This is a genomic window from Muriicola jejuensis (assembly GCF_010671595.1).
GTDB classification, from domain to species: domain Bacteria; phylum Bacteroidota; class Bacteroidia; order Flavobacteriales; family Flavobacteriaceae; genus Muriicola; species Muriicola jejuensis.
This window is the reverse complement of record NZ_JAABOP010000002.1, coordinates 235,225-254,656: the sequence shown is the minus strand read 5'-3', so window position 1 is coordinate 254,656 and position 19,432 is coordinate 235,225. Positions and strand designations below refer to the sequence as shown.

At 48.5% G+C, this 19,432-nt stretch carries 18 protein-coding genes and 1 tRNA gene; 10 read left to right on the top strand and 9 right to left on the bottom strand.

Annotated features, from left to right (window positions below):
* Nucleotides 1-71: 71 nt before the first annotated feature.
* Nucleotides 72-923, top strand: coding sequence for a formyltetrahydrofolate deformylase (purU, locus tag GWK09_RS09155; RefSeq protein WP_163692940.1), 852 nt, complete (start codon nt 72-74; stop codon nt 921-923).
* Nucleotides 924-1,077: 154 nt separating this feature from the next.
* Nucleotides 1,078-2,049 carry a carbohydrate kinase family protein gene (locus GWK09_RS09150; protein WP_163692938.1) on the top strand — a complete coding sequence of 324 codons (972 nt, stop codon included), beginning with the start codon at nt 1,078-1,080 and terminating at the stop codon, nt 2,047-2,049.
* 273 nt (nt 2,050-2,322) lie between these two features.
* On the opposite strand, the gene GWK09_RS09145 is transcribed toward GWK09_RS09150, so the two are convergent.
* Complete coding sequence (locus GWK09_RS09145; RefSeq protein WP_239530887.1) at nt 2,323-2,829, bottom strand: hypothetical protein; 507 nt, start codon at nt 2,827-2,829, stop codon at nt 2,323-2,325.
* 196 nt (nt 2,830-3,025) lie between these two features.
* Between GWK09_RS09145 and GWK09_RS09140 the strand changes: the two genes are divergently transcribed.
* Nucleotides 3,026-3,220 (top strand): hypothetical protein, encoded by a 195-nt coding sequence (locus GWK09_RS09140; RefSeq protein WP_163692937.1) that lies wholly within the window; start codon nt 3,026-3,028, stop codon nt 3,218-3,220.
* Here GWK09_RS09140 and pyrF read toward each other — a convergent pair.
* The 5 genes from pyrF to GWK09_RS09115 form a co-directional block, all read right to left on the bottom strand.
* Complete coding sequence (pyrF, locus tag GWK09_RS09135) at nt 3,208-4,044, bottom strand: orotidine-5'-phosphate decarboxylase (RefSeq protein ID WP_163692935.1); 837 nt, start codon at nt 4,042-4,044, stop codon at nt 3,208-3,210. The two genes, GWK09_RS09140 and pyrF, sit on opposite strands and share 13 nt — an antisense overlap.
* Before the next feature lie 6 nt (nt 4,045-4,050).
* Nucleotides 4,051-5,127, bottom strand: a complete 1,077-nt coding sequence (gene prfA / locus GWK09_RS09130) for a peptide chain release factor 1 (protein WP_163692933.1) — start codon at nt 5,125-5,127, stop codon at nt 4,051-4,053.
* 122 nt (nt 5,128-5,249) lie between these two features.
* Nucleotides 5,250-5,675: a QcrA and Rieske domain-containing protein gene (locus GWK09_RS09125; RefSeq protein WP_163692931.1), complete on the bottom strand. Its 426-nt coding sequence runs from the start codon at nt 5,673-5,675 to the stop codon at nt 5,250-5,252.
* A 52-nt stretch (nt 5,676-5,727) separates the two neighbouring features.
* Nucleotides 5,728-6,900 (bottom strand): AIR synthase related protein, encoded by a 1,173-nt coding sequence (locus GWK09_RS09120; protein ID WP_283401240.1) that lies wholly within the window; start codon nt 6,898-6,900, stop codon nt 5,728-5,730.
* A gap of 74 nt (nt 6,901-6,974) precedes the next feature.
* A complete protein-coding gene (locus tag GWK09_RS09115) occupies nt 6,975-9,161 on the bottom strand; it encodes a glutamine synthetase III family protein (RefSeq protein ID WP_163692929.1) in 2,187 nt (728 codons plus the stop codon).
* A 212-nt stretch (nt 9,162-9,373) separates the two neighbouring features.
* Between GWK09_RS09115 and GWK09_RS09110 the strand changes: the two genes are divergently transcribed.
* Entirely contained in the window at nt 9,374-10,396 is a 1,023-nt protein-coding gene (locus tag GWK09_RS09110) for a glutamine synthetase beta-grasp domain-containing protein (protein WP_163692928.1), read from the top strand.
* A 75-nt stretch (nt 10,397-10,471) separates the two neighbouring features.
* Here GWK09_RS09110 and GWK09_RS09105 read toward each other — a convergent pair whose 3' ends face one another.
* Nucleotides 10,472-11,410: a calcium/sodium antiporter gene (locus tag GWK09_RS09105; protein WP_163692926.1), complete on the bottom strand. Its 939-nt coding sequence runs from the start codon at nt 11,408-11,410 to the stop codon at nt 10,472-10,474.
* A 173-nt stretch (nt 11,411-11,583) separates the two neighbouring features.
* Here GWK09_RS09105 and GWK09_RS09100 point away from each other — a divergent pair, with 173 nt between their 5' ends.
* The 4 genes from GWK09_RS09100 to GWK09_RS09085 all read left to right on the top strand — a co-directional run bounded on the left by GWK09_RS09100 (nt 11,584) and on the right by GWK09_RS09085 (nt 15,803).
* Nucleotides 11,584-13,029, top strand: coding sequence for a serine hydrolase domain-containing protein (locus tag GWK09_RS09100; RefSeq protein WP_163692924.1), 1,446 nt, complete (start codon nt 11,584-11,586; stop codon nt 13,027-13,029).
* A gap of 2 nt (nt 13,030-13,031) precedes the next feature.
* Entirely contained in the window at nt 13,032-13,391 is a 360-nt protein-coding gene (locus GWK09_RS09095; RefSeq protein ID WP_163693431.1) for a BlaI/MecI/CopY family transcriptional regulator, read from the top strand.
* 1 nt (nt 13,392) lies between these two features.
* A complete protein-coding gene (locus tag GWK09_RS09090; protein WP_163692922.1) occupies nt 13,393-15,144 on the top strand; it encodes a M56 family metallopeptidase in 1,752 nt (583 codons plus the stop codon).
* A gap of 503 nt (nt 15,145-15,647) precedes the next feature.
* Nucleotides 15,648-15,803 (top strand): SsrA-binding protein, encoded by a 156-nt coding sequence (locus GWK09_RS09085; protein WP_163692919.1) that lies wholly within the window; start codon nt 15,648-15,650, stop codon nt 15,801-15,803.
* Here the strand turns inward: GWK09_RS09085 and GWK09_RS09080 are convergent.
* Entirely contained in the window at nt 15,797-16,309 is a 513-nt protein-coding gene (locus GWK09_RS09080) for an adenine phosphoribosyltransferase (protein ID WP_163692917.1), read from the bottom strand. The two genes, GWK09_RS09085 and GWK09_RS09080, sit on opposite strands and share 7 nt — an antisense overlap.
* A 154-nt stretch (nt 16,310-16,463) precedes the next feature.
* On the opposite strand from GWK09_RS09080, the gene GWK09_RS09075 reads away from it, so the two are divergent.
* Nucleotides 16,464-16,712, top strand: coding sequence for a GIY-YIG nuclease family protein (locus GWK09_RS09075; protein WP_163692915.1), 249 nt, complete (start codon nt 16,464-16,466; stop codon nt 16,710-16,712).
* Nucleotides 16,694-16,767, top strand: a tRNA-Arg gene (locus GWK09_RS09070). Before GWK09_RS09075 ends, GWK09_RS09070 begins: the two co-directional genes overlap by 19 nt.
* Nucleotides 16,768-17,123: 356 nt before the next feature.
* Here the strand turns inward: GWK09_RS09070 and GWK09_RS09065 are convergent.
* Nucleotides 17,124-19,418 carry a glycoside hydrolase family 3 protein gene (locus tag GWK09_RS09065; protein ID WP_163692913.1) on the bottom strand — a complete coding sequence of 765 codons (2,295 nt, stop codon included), beginning with the start codon at nt 19,416-19,418 and terminating at the stop codon, nt 17,124-17,126.
* Nucleotides 19,419-19,432 lie beyond the last annotated feature (14 nt).

Here is a 19,432-nt window from a genome sequence, read left to right as displayed (position 1 = left end):
TTATAATAGTCTGAGGTCCTTTTGGTCAACCTCGAGTTTGTAGTACTTTTAACCTTCAAAGCCGATAAGTATTGAAAGCCATTTTTCTCATTCATTGCCCGGACCAGGGCGGGATCATTAGTTCAGTTACGAATTTTATCCATAAGGCAGGAGGGAATATCACCTATCTGGATCAACACGTAGATGAAGAAGCAGGCGTCTTTTTTATGCGCCTGGAGGTCGAATTTTCAAAAGGGACCCAGCCGATGGGAATGGTCGAAGAGCGATTCGATAAAGAGATCGCCTCTACTTACGACATGCAATGGAGTATGCACCTGAGTACCACCAGGCCGAAGATGGCCCTTTTCGTCAGCAAGTACAACCATTGTCTGTACGATCTGCTGATCCGGTATTCAACGGGAGAACTCAAAGCCGATATCCCCATGATTATCAGCAACCACGATACCCTGAGGCCTATCGCCGACCAGTTCGAAATTCCGTATTATTTCATTCCCGTATCCCGGGAGACCAAGGAGGAAGCCGAAAACAAACAGCTCCAGCTTCTCAGGGAGAAGGAGGTCGACTTTGTGGTACTGGCCCGATACATGCAGATCGTCACCCCCAGGCTGATCAAAGAGTACCCCAATAAGATCATCAATATCCACCACTCCTTCCTGCCTGCTTTCGCCGGGGCCAAACCCTATCACGCCGCATTCAGCCGGGGAGTTAAGATCATTGGGGCGACGAGCCATTACGTGACCGAAGAACTCGACGCCGGCCCCATTATCGAACAGGACATTACCCGGGTTTCCCATGTACACAAGGTTAACGACTTTATCGATAAGGGAAGGGACCTCGAGAAGCTCGTACTCTCCCGTGCCGTTCAGCTCCACGTAAACCGGAAGACCATGGTATACAACAACAAAACGGTGATCTTCACCTGATTCGCTAACGGTCAGGGAGATGGAACCTCTCATCTCCTTTAGTTCTTTCCTATCTTTATTTTTCATAAATTACCCCTCCAATCCAAAAGATATAATACAGAGGTAATTCTCGACAGAAAGAGAAACTTCCCAACGCCGGAGACCAGAGAAGAATATGACAAAAATTGCCGTTCTAGGACCCATCCCGAGGGACACCATTATAACCCACCACAAGGAGACCATCAAAAAATATGGCTGTGTCTCCCACCCCGTTATCGCTTTATCCAAATTATTTGGGAAGGAAGGAACGGTCTATCCCGTATCCCATGTTCACGAGGTGGATTACCAGAACATCATCGACCTCTTTGCGCCTTATCCCAATATTGATACCAGCCATATTTCCAGCAAGCACGACAGGGGCACGGTCATCGAACTCAAGTTCATCGACCAGAACAACAGACTGGAACGCCAGACAGCCTGTATGAAACCCATAGTGCCCAAGGACATAAAACCCCTTGAGGAAATGGACGCTTACGTATTTATCCCGATCACCGATTTCGAGATCTCCATGAGGACGCTGAGGTACATCAAGAAGAACCGCAAAGGTCTTATTGTCTTCGATGCCCACGGACCTACCACTTCCATGGGAATGACCGGAGACCGATACCGCAAATTCTGGGTAGACATGGACGATTGGCTGCGCTATATCGACATCCTCAAAATGAACCTGGAAGAATCTCAGGCCTGCTGGCTCAAAAGGGAGTATTCTGCTGATGAGATGACCAGTTACAATGAAGAGCGCACGGAACACCTGGATGAGATGGCAGCCCATGTCCTGAAAAAAGGCGTAAAGTATTTCTATGTTACCCTAGACGCCAAAGGCTGTGTCTTTTACACCAAAAAAGGAGAGAAAATAGAAAAACAATTCGTTAAGTCCATCTACATGGAACACGTGGTAGACACCACCGGGTGTGGAGATTCCTTTGCCGGGGGTCTGGCCTATGGATTTGCCGTGTATGGAGATCCCGTAAAGGCCGCTGAATACGCGAATGCCTTAGGGGCCTTGAGGACCCAGGGTAAGACCTTCGAGGTCTTTAAATCCAAGTCGGAAACCGATGCGCTGATCGCCGAATACTACGGCCAATAGTTTCTTTCACCTCCTGCTATTCAGGCGATTTTCGCAAATTTTGATCTTCCCTTCCGCCTCGCCTTAAATCCGGGTGGGTATCCTATAATAATTCTCTAAAAGTCGCGTTATAAAAATAAGGTCGTAGTAAGGTAACCTTCTGGTAATCTTAGCTTAACCACGAAAAAAAAGAAAAAAGATAGTTTTACCCGTATTATTTGAGTTAGTATTTTTGAGTTAGTTAGTTTAAAAAACCGGTGTAGTGGCCGGTTTTTTTTGTTAAGAAAATAGCGTTCACTGCTTCTTCTTATACAACCCATCAAAGAGTAAACTCTCGGCAACACCATTGCGCAATACTTCCCACACCTGGCGCACATTCCCGTTTTCAAGAAGGGTCCAGGTTATTCGCTGAACACTCTCGCTCTGGTCCTCGTTCAAAGTGCCTTCAGATTGAAGGATCATCTGGTTATCCACGCGTTTTCCCTTCAATTTCAAAACGGTGCCGGAACTGTCGAGCCAGATCTGTTCCCACAGACCCGTACCGGGATTGTAAAAGTTGTAACTGGTTCCTGTGAAATTGCCATTGGAACCCTTCCACTCCTCCCTTAGTACGCACCCACCCTGGATCTTCTCGATACGGTTTTCTCCTGCAACGGCCCCATTGGGCAGATATACTTCCCAGGAACCAAGCCAAAAATCAAAGGCGCCGTGATCCTCCGTACAACAAGCGCAATTCGCATTTTGGGCCAATGACAAATGGGCGGTGAGCATACAAACTAAAAAGAAGGCTGTTTTTGTCATTTTTATTTCTTATTCCTTCCAAGATACAAAAAGACTCCCACTACCATGATGAATTTCGCACATCGTACTGAAAGTGAAGAATTCATCAAGACCATGTTGATTTTTGGGTAAATATCACCGATTTTATGGGTCGATCATCAAAATTGTGAGCCTTTTACCTATTGGCAGCCGTATCTTTAAGCAAAAGACTTGACCTATGAAAAATCAGCATTGCAAAGTGGGCTCGTCCACCCCGATCACAAGTGGATCTCAGGCGTCTACCAGAATGATCAGCTATTACCAGAGATTTATGAATATGGCTTCGGATAGTCGTTATGCCGGCACTCAGCTGGGGGATTTTTTTGAGAGAAAGGCACATGCCTTTAAAAAGCGTCTAGATCAGCTCGCCTGAGACGACCTCCTCTTCCGTAATTCCTCTTCCATGGCCTTTTGCAGAGTCTCTGCCTCCATGGCAGCCGCCCGGGCAAAATCGGCCCCTTGAGAAGCATAAAGTATCTTTCTGGAGGAGTTGACCAGCAAGCCTACCCGGTCGGTCATTCCAAACCTGCAGACCTCCTCAAGGCTACCTCCCTGGGCGCCTACCCCGGGCACCAACAGGAAGTGATCCGGGACGATCTTCCGCACTTCCTTCAGATACTCGGCTTTCGTAGCCCCAATCACAAACATCAGACGATCCGAATGTTCGTAGGTGAGTGCTGTTTCCAGCACCCTTTTGTACAATTCCTGCCCATCTGACATTCGGGTTTGAAAATCGAATGCCCCGGGATTGGAAGTAAGGGCGAGGAGGATGGTGAACCTGTCCTCAAATCTGAGAAAGGGTTCCACAGAGTCCCTACCCATATAAGGCGCCACCGTGACCGCGTCAAAACTGAGATCCTTAAAAAAGGCCTGGGCGTATCGGGTTGCCGTATTTCCTATATCCCCTCTTTTTGCATCGGCGATCGTAAAGATCTCAGGATAGGAGGTATTCAGGTATTCAATGGTTTTCGAAAGGGCCGCCCAACCTTTCATCCCATAGGCCTCGTAAAAAGCCGTATTGGGTTTGTAGGCCACGCAGGCATGATGGGTGGCGTCTATGATGGCCTTGTTGAAAGCGAAAATGGGATCGGGTTCCTCCAGCAAATGGGGAGGGATCTTGTCCAGGTCCGTATCCAGGCCAATGCACAGGAAGGATTTCTTCCTCTCTATCTGTTCGAGGAGTTGTGACGTGTTCATATGCGATCAGAAGATTTCGGAGGCTTCCTTCAATTTTTCTGTATTCTCAACCAGCATGAGTTCATCGATGATCTTCTGTATGTCGCCATTCATGATATTCTGAAGATCGTAAAGGGTAAGACCGATCCTGTGGTCGGTAACCCTTCCCTGAGGGTAGTTATAGGTCCTGATCTTGGCTGAACGGTCACCGCTGCTCACCTGTGAATTCCTCTTGGCAGCATCTTCTTCCTGCCTTTTTTGGAGTTCCATGTCGTACAGGCGGGATCTGAGAACCCTGAAAGCCTTGTCCTTGTTCTTGTGCTGGGATTTTTCATCCTGGCACTGGGCCACTATGCCCGTGGGAATATGGGTAAGCCGAACTGCAGAATAGGTGGTATTGACGGATTGACCTCCCGGCCCTGAGGAACAGAAATAATCGATCCTTACGTCCTTGGGGTCTACGTGGACATCAAAATCCTCGGCCTCCGGCAAGACCATGACGGTGGCCGCACTCGTGTGCACCCTCCCCTGGGTCTCGGTCTGGGGGACCCGCTGTACGCGGTGTACTCCTGCCTCGAATTTCAGGGTGCCGTACACATCTTCCCCGGTCACCTCAAAATGGATCTCCTTGTAGCCCCCGCTGGTCCCTTCATTAAGATCGATGATATTCGTTTTCCACCCTTTGGATTCGCAGTATTTGGCGTACATCCTGTAGAGGTCGCCTGCAAAGATACTGGCCTCGTCCCCTCCGGTTCCGGCGCGGATCTCCATAACCACGTCCTTGGCGTCCTCAGGGTCTTTGGGTATGAGCAGCAACTTGATCTCCTCCTCCAGTTCGGGCAGTGCCTCCTTGGCCTCATCGAGTTGCATCTTGGCCATTTCTATCATTTCCTCTTCGGCGCCGGCAGAGAGGATCTCCTCGGCCTCTTTAATGTTGTTCTTGAGCTCCAGGTAGGCCTTGCGCTTATCCACAAGCTCCTTGAGGTCCTTGTACTCCTTGTTCAGCTGTACATACCTTTTCTGGTCCTGAATAATATCGGGTTGTATGATAAGGTCAGAAACCTCATCAAACCGCTGTTTTATGATGTTTAATTTATCGATCATGGTCTAACTTCCCTTAGGATGCGAATTTACAACATTCTAGGGCAATCCGGGAAGATAAATTACTGTGTACAGGCGCGTAGCTTATGTAATTCGATGCAAGGGAGAACAGGAAATCTACGAGGCTATTCGAAGACCCTCAGGATATCTCCGTTCACTTCGGTATTGAAGATCTTCAGGGGGTTGTTCGTGATCTGATTCAGGGGGGTGCCCGTTTGTGAGAACCGGGATCCGTGGGTGGAGCATTCGAAAATTCCCCCATTATCGGTGACAAAACGGACCTGGTCCGTCTGCTGGTGGCTGCAGATCTGACTGGCGGCGACAAAATTTCCCTCCAGGTTCCTGACCACGACCACGTCATTCTTTAAAATAAAATCCCCGTTGTTCTGGAGTTGTAACCCTTCGGCTGAGGTGAGGTCTATGGTGAAATCGACTCCGGTAGGAACCGGTAGTCCACCGGCTTCATCCTTGGAGCATCCCTGAACACAGGGGAAGGTCAGGGCGAATGCGGCTCCGGCGCCGAGCGTCTTCAAAAAGGCTTTTCTTTCCATATGGATGCAGTTTTCTTTATAAGAGAACGAAGCTTTGGAAAGAATCGTATACCTAATATGAATACGTCCCGTTCGGACCCTCGATGGTCAGCTTCTTTTGAGGATGCGCTTCCACCCTCCCAATGACCAGGGCGGGTATCCCGAAACTTTCGGAAATGGAGATCAGGTCTGAGGCGATCTGTTCTTCCACGTAAAGCTCCATGCGATGGCCGCAATTGAATACCTGGTACATCTCTTTCCAGTCGGTGCCCGATTGTTCCTGTATCAACCGGAACAAAGGGGGAACGGGAAACAGGTTATCCTTGATCACGTGGTTCCTGTCCAGGAAATGAAGGATCTTGGTCTGGGCCCCTCCGCTGCAGTGCACCATACCGTGGAGTTCATTCGGACCGTATTTTTCCAGAATCTTTTTGATCACCGGGGCATAGGTGCGCGTAGGTGACAAGACCAGTTTCCCGGCGTCCAGGGGAACATCAGCAACCGTGTCTGTCAGTTTTAATTTTCCGGAGTATACGAGATCCTCGGGCACGGAAGGGTCAAAACTCTCGGGATAGCGCTTTGCTAACTCTTTGCCGAACACATCATGACGGGCCGAGGTGAGGCCGTTGCTTCCCATCCCGCCATTGTATTCCGATTCGTAGGTCGATTTTCCAAAAGAGGCCAGGCCCACTATGACATCGCCCGGCCTGATGCGGGCATTGTCGATGACCTTGTCCCTTCGGATCCGAGCCGTGACCGTCGAATCTACGATGATGGTCCTCACGAGGTCGCCCACATCGGCAGTCTCCCCTCCGGTCGATTGGATCTTCACCCCATGAGCCCCCATAGCCTCAATGAACTCCTCGGTCCCGGTAATGATAGCTTCGATCACCTCTCCGGGAATGAGGTTTTTATTTCTTCCAATAGTGGATGACAGGAGGATATTTTCAGTGACGCCCACACAAAGCAGGTCGTCCAGGTTCATGACCAGGGCATCCTGAGCGATGCCTTTCCAAACAGACAGGTCTCCGGTCTCCTTCCAGTACATATAGGCCAGGGAAGATTTGGTCCCTGCCCCATCGGCGTGCATGACCAGGCAATACTCATCGTCCCCTGTGAGCGTATCCGGGACGATCTTGCAGAACGCCTTCGGGAATAGGCCTTTGTCAATATTTCTGATCGCCTTGTGTACGTCTTCCTTGGAGGCCGAAACGCCTCTTTGCTGGTATCGTTTGCTTACCGCCACGGTGAGTAATTCATGATTCTCCGCAAAAATAGGAGAATGAAATCATATGCAGGCCATCCCCGGCATTTAATTCGCTATCGGATAAAGAGGAGTTCCCGGTACTTGGCCAGAGGCCAGTCCTTGTCTTCCACCAGCTGTTCCAACTTGTCACAGTGGTATCGGATATCCTCAAAATAAGGCCTTACCTCATGGCAATACGCCTGGGCTTTTTTGCGAATGTCCACCTCCGAATTGGCTTTTTTCCGGGCTTCCGTCATGGCCTCCGACTTTTTATGGGTAGCCGCCAGGTGTCCGGATATCTCTTCCAGTATGGCCAGCGCTGCCTCTGCATGCTGCTTGAATCCTGAACCATAGATCTCCTTGACCCCCCTGATGTTATCGATCAGCTTGTTCTGATAACCGATGGCCGCAGGGATGATGTGTGTGTTGACCAGCTCGTTAAAGACCCGGCCTTCGATCTGGGTCTGGAGGATGTAGGTCTCAAGATCTACCTCATGCCTTGCCCTGACTTCCACCTCACTCATTACCTGCATCTCCTGGAAGAGATTGAGGGAGCTTTTGGATACGACCACTTCCAGGGCTTCCGGTGTAGTCTTATTATTGCTCAATTTTCGCTTTGCCGCCTCCTTTTGCCAGCTTTCGCTATATCCGTCCCCGTCAAATCGGATCCTTTTCGAGGCTTTGATGTACTCTCTCAGCACGTTGAAGATGGCCTCGTCTTTTTTGAGTTTCTTTTTATCGATGAGTTTATCGACCTCCTTTTTGAACTCGATCAGTTGCCGAGCCACAATAGTATTCAGGACCGTCATGGGTTTGGCACAGTTCATCTTGGCCCCTACCCCCCTCATCTCAAATTTGTTCCCGGTAAAAGCAAAGGGAGAGGTCCGGTTTCTGTCCGTATTGTCGAGCAGGATTTCAGGGATCTTGCCTACCACGTTTAATTTGAGTTCGGTTTTCTCCTCGGGAGAGAGTTTTCCCTGGGAGACGCCTTCCAGTTCATCCAGGACGGCGCTGAGCTGTTCTCCTATAAAGATGGAGAATATGGCAGGGGGTGCTTCGTTAGCCCCCAGGCGATGGTCGTTGGTAGCCGAGGCAATGGAGGCTCGCAGCAATTCCTCATAAGTGTCAACCGCCTTGATCGTATTGACAAAAAAAGTGAGGAACTGCAGGTTCTTCATAGGGGTGGATCCCGGGCTGAGCAGGTTTACGCCCGTGTCAGTGGCCAGAGACCAGTTATTGTGCTTGCCAGAACCGTTGATACCGGCAAAGGGTTTTTCGTGGAAAAGCACTTTCAGGTCGTGCCGGTCAGCTATCTTTTCCATGATATCCATCAACAACAGGTTGTGGTCTACCGCCAGATTGGCTTCCTCGAATACAGGGGCAAGCTCGAACTGGTTCGGGGCCACCTCGTTGTGCCTGGTCTTTACAGGAATACCCAGTTTCGTGCATTCCACCTCCAGGTCCTTCATAAAGTTGATGGCCCTCAGGGGTATAACGCCAAAATAATGGTCATCCAGCTGCTGTCCTTTGGCGGCAGCCTGGCCCACCAGCGTTCGACCCGTCAGCACCAGGTCGGGTCTGGAAGCTGCCAGGGCCTTGTCTACCAGAAAGTATTCCTGTTCCCATCCCAGGGTGGCCATGACCTTGTTGACCGATTTATCGAAATAGCGGGCCACTCCGGTGGCCGCCTGATCCACGGCATGGAGCGCACGCAGCAAGGGAGCTTTGTTGTCGAGGGCCTCCCCTGTGTAAGAGACAAAGATCGTGGGTATACAGAGGGTGGCACCGTAAATAAAGGCGGGGGAAGAAGGATCCCAGGCGGTATACCCCCGGGCTTCGAAAGTATTTCGAATACCCCCGCTGGGGAAGCTCGAGGCGTCTGGTTCCTGTTGAACCAACTGCCCGCCCCCGAATTTCTCCAGGGCCCGTCCATCTGGTAACAGGTCGAAAAAGGCATCGTGTTTTTCGGCCGTGGCGCCGGTAAGGGGCTGAAACCAATGCGTGTAGTGGGTTGCACCCATGGAAAGGGCCCAGGCCTTCATGGATTCCGCGATCTGGTCTGCCATTTTGCGGTCGATCTTTGAACCTGTGAAAATGGCATTTTTTACGCTTTCAAAGGCGTCACGCGTAAGGTACTGGATCATTTTTTCCTCGTTGAACACATGAGACCCGAAAAACTCAGATCTTCTTGTATTTTCAACAACTGAAACGGGTTTTCGGCGGCCGCTCTCCAATACGGCATTCGTTCTTTGTGTAGACATGATTTCAATGGCTTAAGATGCATCAGCAAAATTAAACATTTCGCACTTATCCTTCCATAAAATAAAATTTTTACAATTAACCCCCTAAAAAATGGGGGTGTTGATAATTTTGTCTGATTTATTGATAATTACCCCCCAAAAGTTTCCATATATCTCCTCAAAAACTATATTTTTGACGATCTTAAAAATTTGAAAATTTAACTCGCAAGATTATGAGCAAAGCAAAATTAGAATACATCTGGCTGGATGGTTACACCCCTACCCAGAACATGCGCAGCAAGACAAAGATCGAGGAGAATTTCAGTGGAAAACTGGAGGACTGTCCCATTTGGTCGTTTGACGGAAGTTCGACCAAGCAGGCCGAAGGAGGATCCTCTGATTGTCTGCTGAAGCCAGTGGCCATTTTCCCGGATCCCACAAGGGTGAACGGATATCTGGTGATGACCGAAGTTTTGAACCCTGACGGTACCCCACACGAATCCAACCACAGGGCGAAGATCGATGACGATGACAACGACTTCTGGTTCGGTTTTGAGCAGGAATACTTTATCATGGATAAAAGTACACAGTTGCCACTCGGATTTCCCGTTGGAGGGTATCCCGGGCCACAGGGAATGTACTACTGTTCCGTAGGCGGAAAAAATACCCATGGCCGTGACTTTGTCGAAGAGCATGCCGACATCTGTCTAGAAGCCGGTATCAATTTTGAAGGGATCAACCAGGAAGTAGCCTCAGGACAATGGGAATTCCAGATCTTTGCCAAGGGGGCAAAGAACGCGGGTGACCAGGTCTGGGTTGCGAGATATCTCCTCGACAGGCTTACAGAGTCTTATGGATATTATATAGAATACCACCCAAAACCCATCAAAGGGGACTGGAACGGATCCGGAATGCACGCCAACTTCTCTAACAGCCTGCTGCGTAACGCAGGAAGCAAGGAAGTCTATGAGGCCGTTTGCGAGGCATTCAGGCCTGTTGCGAAAGAGCACATCGCCGTGTATGGAGAATTCAACGACCAGCGCCTGACCGGACTGCACGAAACTGCATCCATCAACGATTTCAGTTACGGTATTTCAGACAGGGGTGCCTCTATCAGGATCCCCATCGCCACCGTGGAGCGTGGATGGAAAGGATGGCTGGAAGACAGGCGTCCTGCTTCCAACGGCGATCCTTACAAGATAGCGGGAAGGATCGTAAAGACTGTGAAGTCTGCCAAGATCAAAGCGACCGTATAACTATTTTAAAGCTAGTTTTAAGACCGCCACTGGGATTTCCCGTGGCGGTTTTTTTATTTGGACCAGAAATACCGGCTAAGCTAAAGTGAGAACCACGAAAGCGGCATAGCACAGCAGGAGTATGACACCGTCATGCCACCCCAGCCTGAGGCCTTTGGGAAAGAAGACGAGGGGAAGTACAAGAAAGGCAAAACCCAGCATCCAGAAAATATCGTTCGTAAGCAAGCCCTGGTCTATGACGTGAATGGGGCTGACCATAGAGGTAATCCCGAGTACCGCCAGCAAATTAAAGATGTTGGAGCCGATGAGATTCCCGAGGCTGATAGCCTTTTCCTTTTTGAGGATGGCAATGACGGACGCTGCCAGTTCGGGGATGCTTGTCCCTACGGAAACCACGGTGATCCCAATAACCCTTTCACTGACCTCGTAAAACGAAGCCAGACCCACGGCGCCGTAGATCAGGAATTCAGAACCTGCCCACAGCCCGACTCCCCCCAAGCCCAGGAACAAAACCGATTTATACAAGGGCAGGGGTAGAATGGCCTTGTTGTGCTCCTCCACTACCGCAGGTTGTTGAAACCTGAGTAAGAAGACCAGGAAGAGGAAGAGACAGGCGATCATTGACCCGCCTTCGAGCGCACCGATCTCCCCGTCAAAATAGATCAGGAAAAAGACCATCAATGAAGCGGCCATCATCACCGGCCAGTCTACGATATAAAAACTCTTTCTGACTTCAATGGGCCCGAGGATCAGGATGATCCCTAATATCAACCCTAAATTGGCGATATTGGAGCCTATCACGTTTCCCAGCGCGAGATCCGGAAAACCCTCCAGGGCTGCCGTGACGCTGACGATCAATTCCGGTGCCGAGGTGGCGAAGGAAACTATGGTCATCCCTATGATGATCCTGGGTATCCTGAGCCTCAGAGAAAGGGCTACAGCTGCTTTAAGAAGCCAGTTCCCTCCAAGAATAAGCAATATCAGGCCCAGAACGATAAAAAGGAAATGCTGCAATATTGAAATTTTGGCAAATATAAGGGATTCCTGATGTACAGCACTCAGCTTTTCTCTCCGGGAATGGATCCGTCGAAATGTTAAATAACTACAAATTTAGTTGTATAACTATTTTTTTAGTAGTAGGTTTGATCAGGTCTCTTGAAGTCCTTTGATGTGTAATAATTCAAACTATGAAAAAAGGCATAACCTTAGGTCTTATAGGATTATTCCTGTTGACCAATTGCAAGGACAATAAACAAGTCGATGAGTCGGCATTTGCCACTCAAGAGGAAAGATCAGATTTTGTTTCCAAAATTGATCCACTGGTACAGGAATACATCGACCTCGGGATATTTTCGGGAGTGGTGCTCATTGCAGATCATGGAAATGCGATATTCCATAAGGCATATGGCCTGGCCGACAGAGAATCGGGCAAACCCAATGAACTCGGCACCCTTTTCGATATCGGTAGCATGAACAAGACTTTTACACAGGTCGTCGTGAAGCAATTGGCCGAAGAAGGCAAATTAAAACTTTCTGATCGCCTAATGGATCATGTGCCCGGATTCGAAGACCCCAGGGTCAAGGAAGTAACCATTGAACATCTGCTGGAGCACCGGGCCGGATTCGGAGATTATCACGGTCCCGACTACTTTGATCTCCCCCTGGAGGATAGAACATTAAATGCCATTGTAGAAAGGGCGAAGAGCTATGAACTCCTTTTTGCGCCAGGTGAATCGGATGCCTATTCTAATTTGGGCTATGTGATCCTGGGTAAGGTCATTGAAGTAGTCAGCGGTAAATCGTACTTCGACAATGTACGTGAGCGCATCGTTGAGAAATTGGGATTGCAGAATACCTATCTCAAAAATTTCACCGGACTTGAAGAACGGATCGCAAAGGGATATTACTTCACTCCTTTGGGAGTTTTGGAAGAGAATATCCCGATTCAGGATAGTCCCAATCCCGATGGGGGATTTATCTCCACCACGGAAGATGTCAGAACATTTTATCACTCTTATTATTACGATACCACCCTTCTTTCCGCAGCCACAAAGGCCGACGATCCGCAATTTCAATTTATAAGGGAAATGCCCGCAGGGGCCGCTGCAAGTGCCGCCGGAGGATTCGAGGGATTCAACTCGGTACTCCTTCAGGTCATCGACATGGATCTCAGCATCATTGTATTTGCCAACATGGACGAACCGGTGGCAGAACGCGTAGGCCTCGATATCCTTTCTCTGTATCGAGGCAAGGATATTCAAAAACCTATGCTACCTGCTATTCAAAATGTCAGGATTCATTTTGAGGAAAAAGGCACGGAGTACATACGGCAACACTTCGACTCCCTCACGGTGAACTTTCACCCTACAGATCCAAGGGATTTAATACTCAACAACCTGGGGTACGCATATCTTTATGGAGCCGAAGATCCGGAGTCGGCCATAAAACTCTTTAAACTCAACACCGAACTATTCCCTGAGGTGGCTAATTGCTGGGATAGCTATGGAGAAGCCCTGAGGGTAAAGGGCCTTAGAAAAGAGGCCATCGCTGCCTATGAAAAAGCCTTGCAGATAAGGCCTGACCTCCAATCGGCCCGCGAAGCCCTTCTCGAATTAAATAAATCAACACCGTAATGATGAAAAAACTTACCAACAGAGAAGAAGAGGTGATGAAGATCCTCTGGAAACTCGAAAAGGCCTTCGTCAAGGAGATCCTGGCCGAGATCGTAGACGATCCACCTCATTACAACACCTTGTCTACCATTGTGAGGAACCTCGAAGACAAGGAATATGTAAGCCATGAAGCCTTCGGAAATACACACCGTTATTATCCTCTCGTATCAAAGGAGGCCTACAGGAAGCGGTTTGTAAACGAGTCCATTGCCGACTTCTACGACCATTCCTACAAAAGCCTGGTCTCCTTCTTTGCCAAGGAAGAGAAAATTTCCGTGGAAGAGTTGAAAGAAATCATTGACCTGATCGAAAGAAATAAATAAGATGGAAGCCATCATCCTATACCTCGCCAAAGCCTCCGGGATATTGATCCTTTTCCTGGGCGTCTATTTGATATTTTTAAAAAGAGAGACCTTCTTTGAAGCAAACCGTCATTTCCTGCTGGGAGGAATTCTATTGTCATTTCTGCTTCCTTTTGTAGAGATCAAGCGCTATGTGATTGCAGAAGCAGTGATGTATATCCCGGTGGAAACGATGACGCCCGCAAATACGTTGCCTGCTCTTTCCCAGGGTTTAGACTGGATCTCAGTGCTGGCAGTGGTCTATCTGGCAGGTGTTATTTTCCTCGGACTGAGATTTGCGTTACAGCTGCATTCACTCTACCGTTTGCTGAAAAGCCATAGACCGAGAAAAATCGACGGCGTCTGCTATGTGGAGACCGATCAGGACCTGGCCCCATTCTCCTTTTTCAATTATGTCATATACAACCCGGATCAGTTCAGTCCCGGAGAACTGGATGCGATCAGGCAGCACGAAAAAGCCCATTGTTCCCAGGCACATTCTCTGGATATACTCCTCGCTCATATGCTGACCATTGTCCTTTGGATCAACCCCTTTAGCTGGCTCTACAAAAAGCATATGCAACAAAATCTCGAATTTCTGGCCGATTCAAGTGCCATTCGCCAGACCCGATCCATAAGAAATTACCAATATGCGCTTTTAAAGGTGTCTTCGAACGCCATTTACGCACCCATTACAAATCATTTTTACAGTTCATTAATCAAAAAACGAATCGTCATGTTACACAAAAGAAAATCAAATCGCCTTAATGTCCTTAAGTATGCGCTCGTACTGCCCTTGCTGGCCGCCTTCCTTTTCACCTTCAACACTAAAGTGGTGGCACAGGAGAAAGAGAAGGATGTGAAAGTAGAATTGAAGATCAGTCGAATAGAGGTGGTGATCGACAAGGACTACACCGAGGAACAAATGAAAGCAGATACTAAATTCATGAAAGAAAGGGGTATCGATCTCAAATTTAAGGACATCAAACGCAACCGCGCCGGTGAGATCACTGCCATCAGTGCCAGCTACCGGGACCAAAAAGGAATAAGCGGCAATTACAGCCAGAACAGTGATACACCTATCCAACCCTTCAGTTTCCGAGTGGAAGGAGAAGGGGATGATTACCAGATGGGATTCTTCAGCGGCATGCCCAGCCGCAAATCACATGCGAAGAATAAGAACTTCACCAAGAGGATCGTTGTTGAGACCCTCGATGATGAAGATCAGGATGGGGAAGAAAAAATGCATAAAAGAATGCGCATCCTCAGCGAAGATCACGAAGGGGGATTTAATTGGACCGGAAGTGATGCGGGAGAGAAAATGGAAGTTCTCGTCGAGATGAAGGACGGGAAAAAGGTCATCAAAGTGAACGGAGAGGAAGTGAGCGAAGCCGAATTGAAAGAATTGAAAGAGGGCGAAGATGGCGAACGTATAATGATCAGGAAGATCCAAAAAGGAGAAGGGGGCAACGTCTTTATCCTGAAGGATTCGGATGATGATGAAGATATGGAGATCATCGAAAGAGGCGGGAACTCCTTTTTCTTCATGGACAGCGAAAAAGGTCAGGATCCCCTTTTTATTGTAGATGGCAAAGAGATGAGTAAGACCGAATTCGAAAAGATGTCTCCCAGTGAGATAGAAAAGGTAGAGGTCCTTAAGGGGGATGCTGCAGTAAAGGAGTATGGAGATCGCGCTAAAGATGGTGTAATCAAGATAACGACCAAGAAACAATAAAAAGGACGAGACCTGTCAGGACCTTACACCGACCTTCCAGGAGGTCGGTTTTTTTTGTTAAAAAGATGAAATTGGCCAAAAACGTCCTTTTTGGGTAAAATCGAGCCTACAAAATTTATTTTTTGAAAAAAACACTCCTACAATTATTACTGTTTATTAGTATAAAGATTAATAATTATTACTTTTTATAACTTTTATGTAGACACTGTATTTTTATTTAAAGTATTATTTATTTTTTTGCTTACATAAGTGTATTCACTTTTAATCTTTTTCGACCTTTTCCTTGCTGGCATTTGGGGCCTTCCATATCTTCATGGAAAATAAATTAAGAACGGGGAAAACTACCTCTTAAACACCATAATATGATTGCACTTGTTAAACTGGTATTACAACTTTTTGTCCTGTTAATTGGACTGTTTCTATAGCCAACCAGCTAGACGGGAGTACGGAAGGGCAGGCACATAAAGGCGAAATATCCCATTGTGTTTTGTTACATTTGGAGCATGAAAAAACTCCTTTACACAGGCCTAGCGGCCCTTAATCGCTTGTGTCTGCCTTCGTATTCCAAAAGGCAGTTGGATCTGTCTAAGGCAAGTAAACTTCAACTGGCCATCATAGGGTGGCGGTATTATGTGACCACCCGGGCGCTGGATCAATAGCGCATCAGCGAATTAACGACATAACCATCCAGCTTTGAAGCTCCGCGGAGCGTAGTTAATTCCAGCAGGAAATTGCACTGCACAACCACCCCACCCAGAGCTTCTATCAATTGACAGGTAGCCTTGGCGGTACCACCCGTGGCCAGCACATCATCGTGGATCACCACGCGGTCACCAGTATTAATGGCATCAGCGTGGATCTCGAGGGTATCAGTGCCGTATTCCAGGTCATAGGTGTGACTGATCTTGTGATGGGGTAATTTCCCGACCTTTCTGACCGGCACGAATCCCGCATTTAGAGCCAGTGCCAGAACCGGGCCGTAGAAAAAACCACGGCTTTCCATGCCGACGACCACATCCACTTTCTCGTCCCCGATAAATCGAAGCAATTCCTCTGAGGCGGCTTTAAATGCCGCAGGGTCCTTGAGCAATGGGGTGATGTCCTTAAAACCCACCCCCTGTTTAGGAAAATTTTCGATATCCCGTACGTACTTCTTAAAATCCATGGAATTGCCCTTAGGTTATTTTGCCCTAAAAGTAAAAAGAAATATATTTGCAGGCCCTTTCACGAGGGAACACATTTACGGCCACGTGGCGCAATCCGCCATAGGCGGACGCGCTGAATACTAGCCCGCCTGAGGCGGGGCGCATCTGAGGCTTATGAAATATTATGTGTACGTTCTTAAGAGTTTAAATTTTGATAGACACTATGTAGGTTTTTCCCGAAATCCCGTCAGAAGGTTGAGACAACACAACGGCGGAAAAAACAAATCTACAAAACCCTATTTGCCATGGGAGTTGCTTTTCTGTGAAGCATATCCTACAAAAGAGGAAGCTCTCGAAAGGGAAAAGTTTTTAAAAACTGGCAAGGGAAGGGAACATATTAAATCGGCCACGTGGCGCAACTGAATAGCGCATCTGATTACGGCTCAGAAGGTTCCAGGTTTGAATCCTGGCGTGGTCACATCAAGCAGAAAACCCCGCGCGAAAGCGTGGGGTTATTTTTTTGGAACCGGCGTCGAAAGCTCGCTTTCGTAAGGCGGAGACAAAAAAAGAACCGCAAAGCCGGAGGGCTTTGTTGGGTCTTCTATTTGCAGGAGGGTCTTAGGCAAGGATCAGGAACTAATCCTGGCGCGGTCACTTAAAGCGCAAACCCCGCAACGAATGTTGCGGGGTTTTCTTTTTCATGGATCCGTCAGGAGCTTGCTCTTGTAAGGAGCAATGGAAAAGGAAACCGCACGGCCTGCGGCCGTGCTGGGTTTGCATCTTCAGGCGGGAGCACAAAGGAAAACCGAGCGCAGCGAGGTACTCCTGGCGTGATCACTTATACTTCGCCACCCTGTCATCCGCAATGATACCCTGCCAGTTCAATCCAAAAGCAAAATCGTATTGATTTCCGTCATGATCGGTATAGGGTTCCATGTCCCTGGGCACATCCTCGAACTGGCGTTCTACAGTAGCCATATCGGCGGGCATTTGAAAAGGAAGCAAGCCCGAAGGTTCTGCCACTCCACTGATCAGGTCCATGAGTGCTTGATCCTGCACGCCCATATGGACAAGGATCCCGTCAGCACTTTTTTCAAACTCCGAGAATACCAATGGGTTGCTAACGTTGATTACCACGATGACGGGTTTGTCCCCCATTTCCTCTTTAGTTTTATTTACCATCACCATATCCGAAATATTGTAAGAGGTAAATTCCTTATCCTTATAGCTCCTGTCTGCGAAATCCTCGAGGGGGCTACCCCCGGCCAGGCTTTCTGTTCTTGCCTCTAAGGCAGTGTATGGTCCGTATTGCAGACTGATAGGTACATACCCGTTCCCACCGTTCGCCAGGTCGCTACGATCATATCCAACCCCGCCCTTGGGGCTTTCTATCCCTACCAGCGCAAAATCGGCCTTCTCCGGGGTATCCACCACCTCGAAGTAATTTCCGACGAGTTCCAGGTTAAAGGGATCCACAGTTCTTTCCGGTTGCTGTACCCCAAACCAGTTAGTACTTGGAGCGATATACCTCCGGGGTATATAAACTCTTTGCTTTTTCTTTATCGGCAGGACCTTTTTATGGTTCTTTAAAAGAACAACAGAACGAAGCTGTGCCTGATAACCTTCTTTCATGAATTCAGGATTGCCTACCAGTTTTTCGGTTGCGTCTACTTCGAGATAGGGATTTTCAAATAACCCCACTCTGAAGATATTTTTCAAAAGGCGGACAGCGGATTCTTCGAATCGCTTCCGCATAAATTCTTCACCATACTCGGAGACTCCCATGGCATAGGCTTCCAGTACCGGGCCTTTGTCATTGTTTCCCCCAAACTGATCCACACCGGCCAAAATTACCTTGTAATGGCGTTCTGCCACGGTAAGTTCTTCTACACCCCAGGGCTTCCCTTCAAACAAGTCGACACTGCTGGCATCCCTAGTAATGCCCCAGTCCGTGCAAATAACACCATCGTATCCGTATTCGCCCCTGAGAACATCGGTGATAAGGTATTTACTGAACCCATTACCCACATTCTCCTTGTATTTAGTATCCTGTCCATAGGATATGGTGTAATAAGGCATTACGGCTGAAGCCATCCCTGTCTCGCCTTCCAACTTAAATACCCCTTCCACGAAAGGTTTCATTTGATCCTTGAGATTACCCCCAGGGTAAACGGCATATGCCCCGTACCCAAAATGGCCATCCCTTCCACCTTCCTCAGGTCCGCCTCCCGGCCAGTGCTTTACCATGGCATTGACGCTTTGGAAGCCCCAGCCTCCGTTATCGGAGGATTGGAATCCATCTACATAGGCCCTGGCCAGATCCGTGGCCAGGTCTGGATCCTCGCCCATGGTACCGTCGAATCGGCTCCACCGGGGTTCTGTCCCCAAATCAATCTGGGGACTAAGGGCAGTAGCTATACCCAAAGCCCTGTATTCTTTGGAGGCGATCTCCCCAAATTTCTTCATCAGTCCGGGATCAAAAGAAGCGGCAATACCCAATGTACCCGGCCACTTGGATATATCACCCCCGGCACCTGCGTTGAATTCAGCGTAGGAATCCGCTCCATGCCTTGGGTCAGAACTCGTATTTACGGGTATACCCAGTCCCATTTTTTCCACATAGGCCTGTGCCTTATTGTTCCACTCCGCAGCAATCCCTGGGGAGCGCACGCTGGTGATCAGGACATGTCTGAGGTGGTCTTCGGTAAGGAATTTCAGCTGGGCATCATTGAGGTCACTGGGGGAAGCCCCGCTCTCCTCAAAGGGTTTACCTTCATAAGTTCCTCCAAAATACCCCCCTGAAACGGCCGGAATCGCCTGATGTGCACTATACAGCATCAGTCCAGCAATTTCTTCTACACTCATCCTGCCCGCGAGGTCCCCGGCTCTCTGGTCTGCTGAGAGCCTCCAATCCTCATATGCATCGAGAGAACCATTTTTATTGAGGTCCTTAAATGCAAGCCCATTTTGTGTTAGGATTGTTACTCCCGACAGGGGAGAGTAGCCCAGATCGACCCCATTTTCATTTTTGACCAGCGTGAAGCTCCCTTTGTCCTCCAGGCTATATTTTGGGCCGCACCCCGTGAAAATGAGGATTATTATACTCCATATTGACAATGTTATTCTCATCAGAATTAATTTGA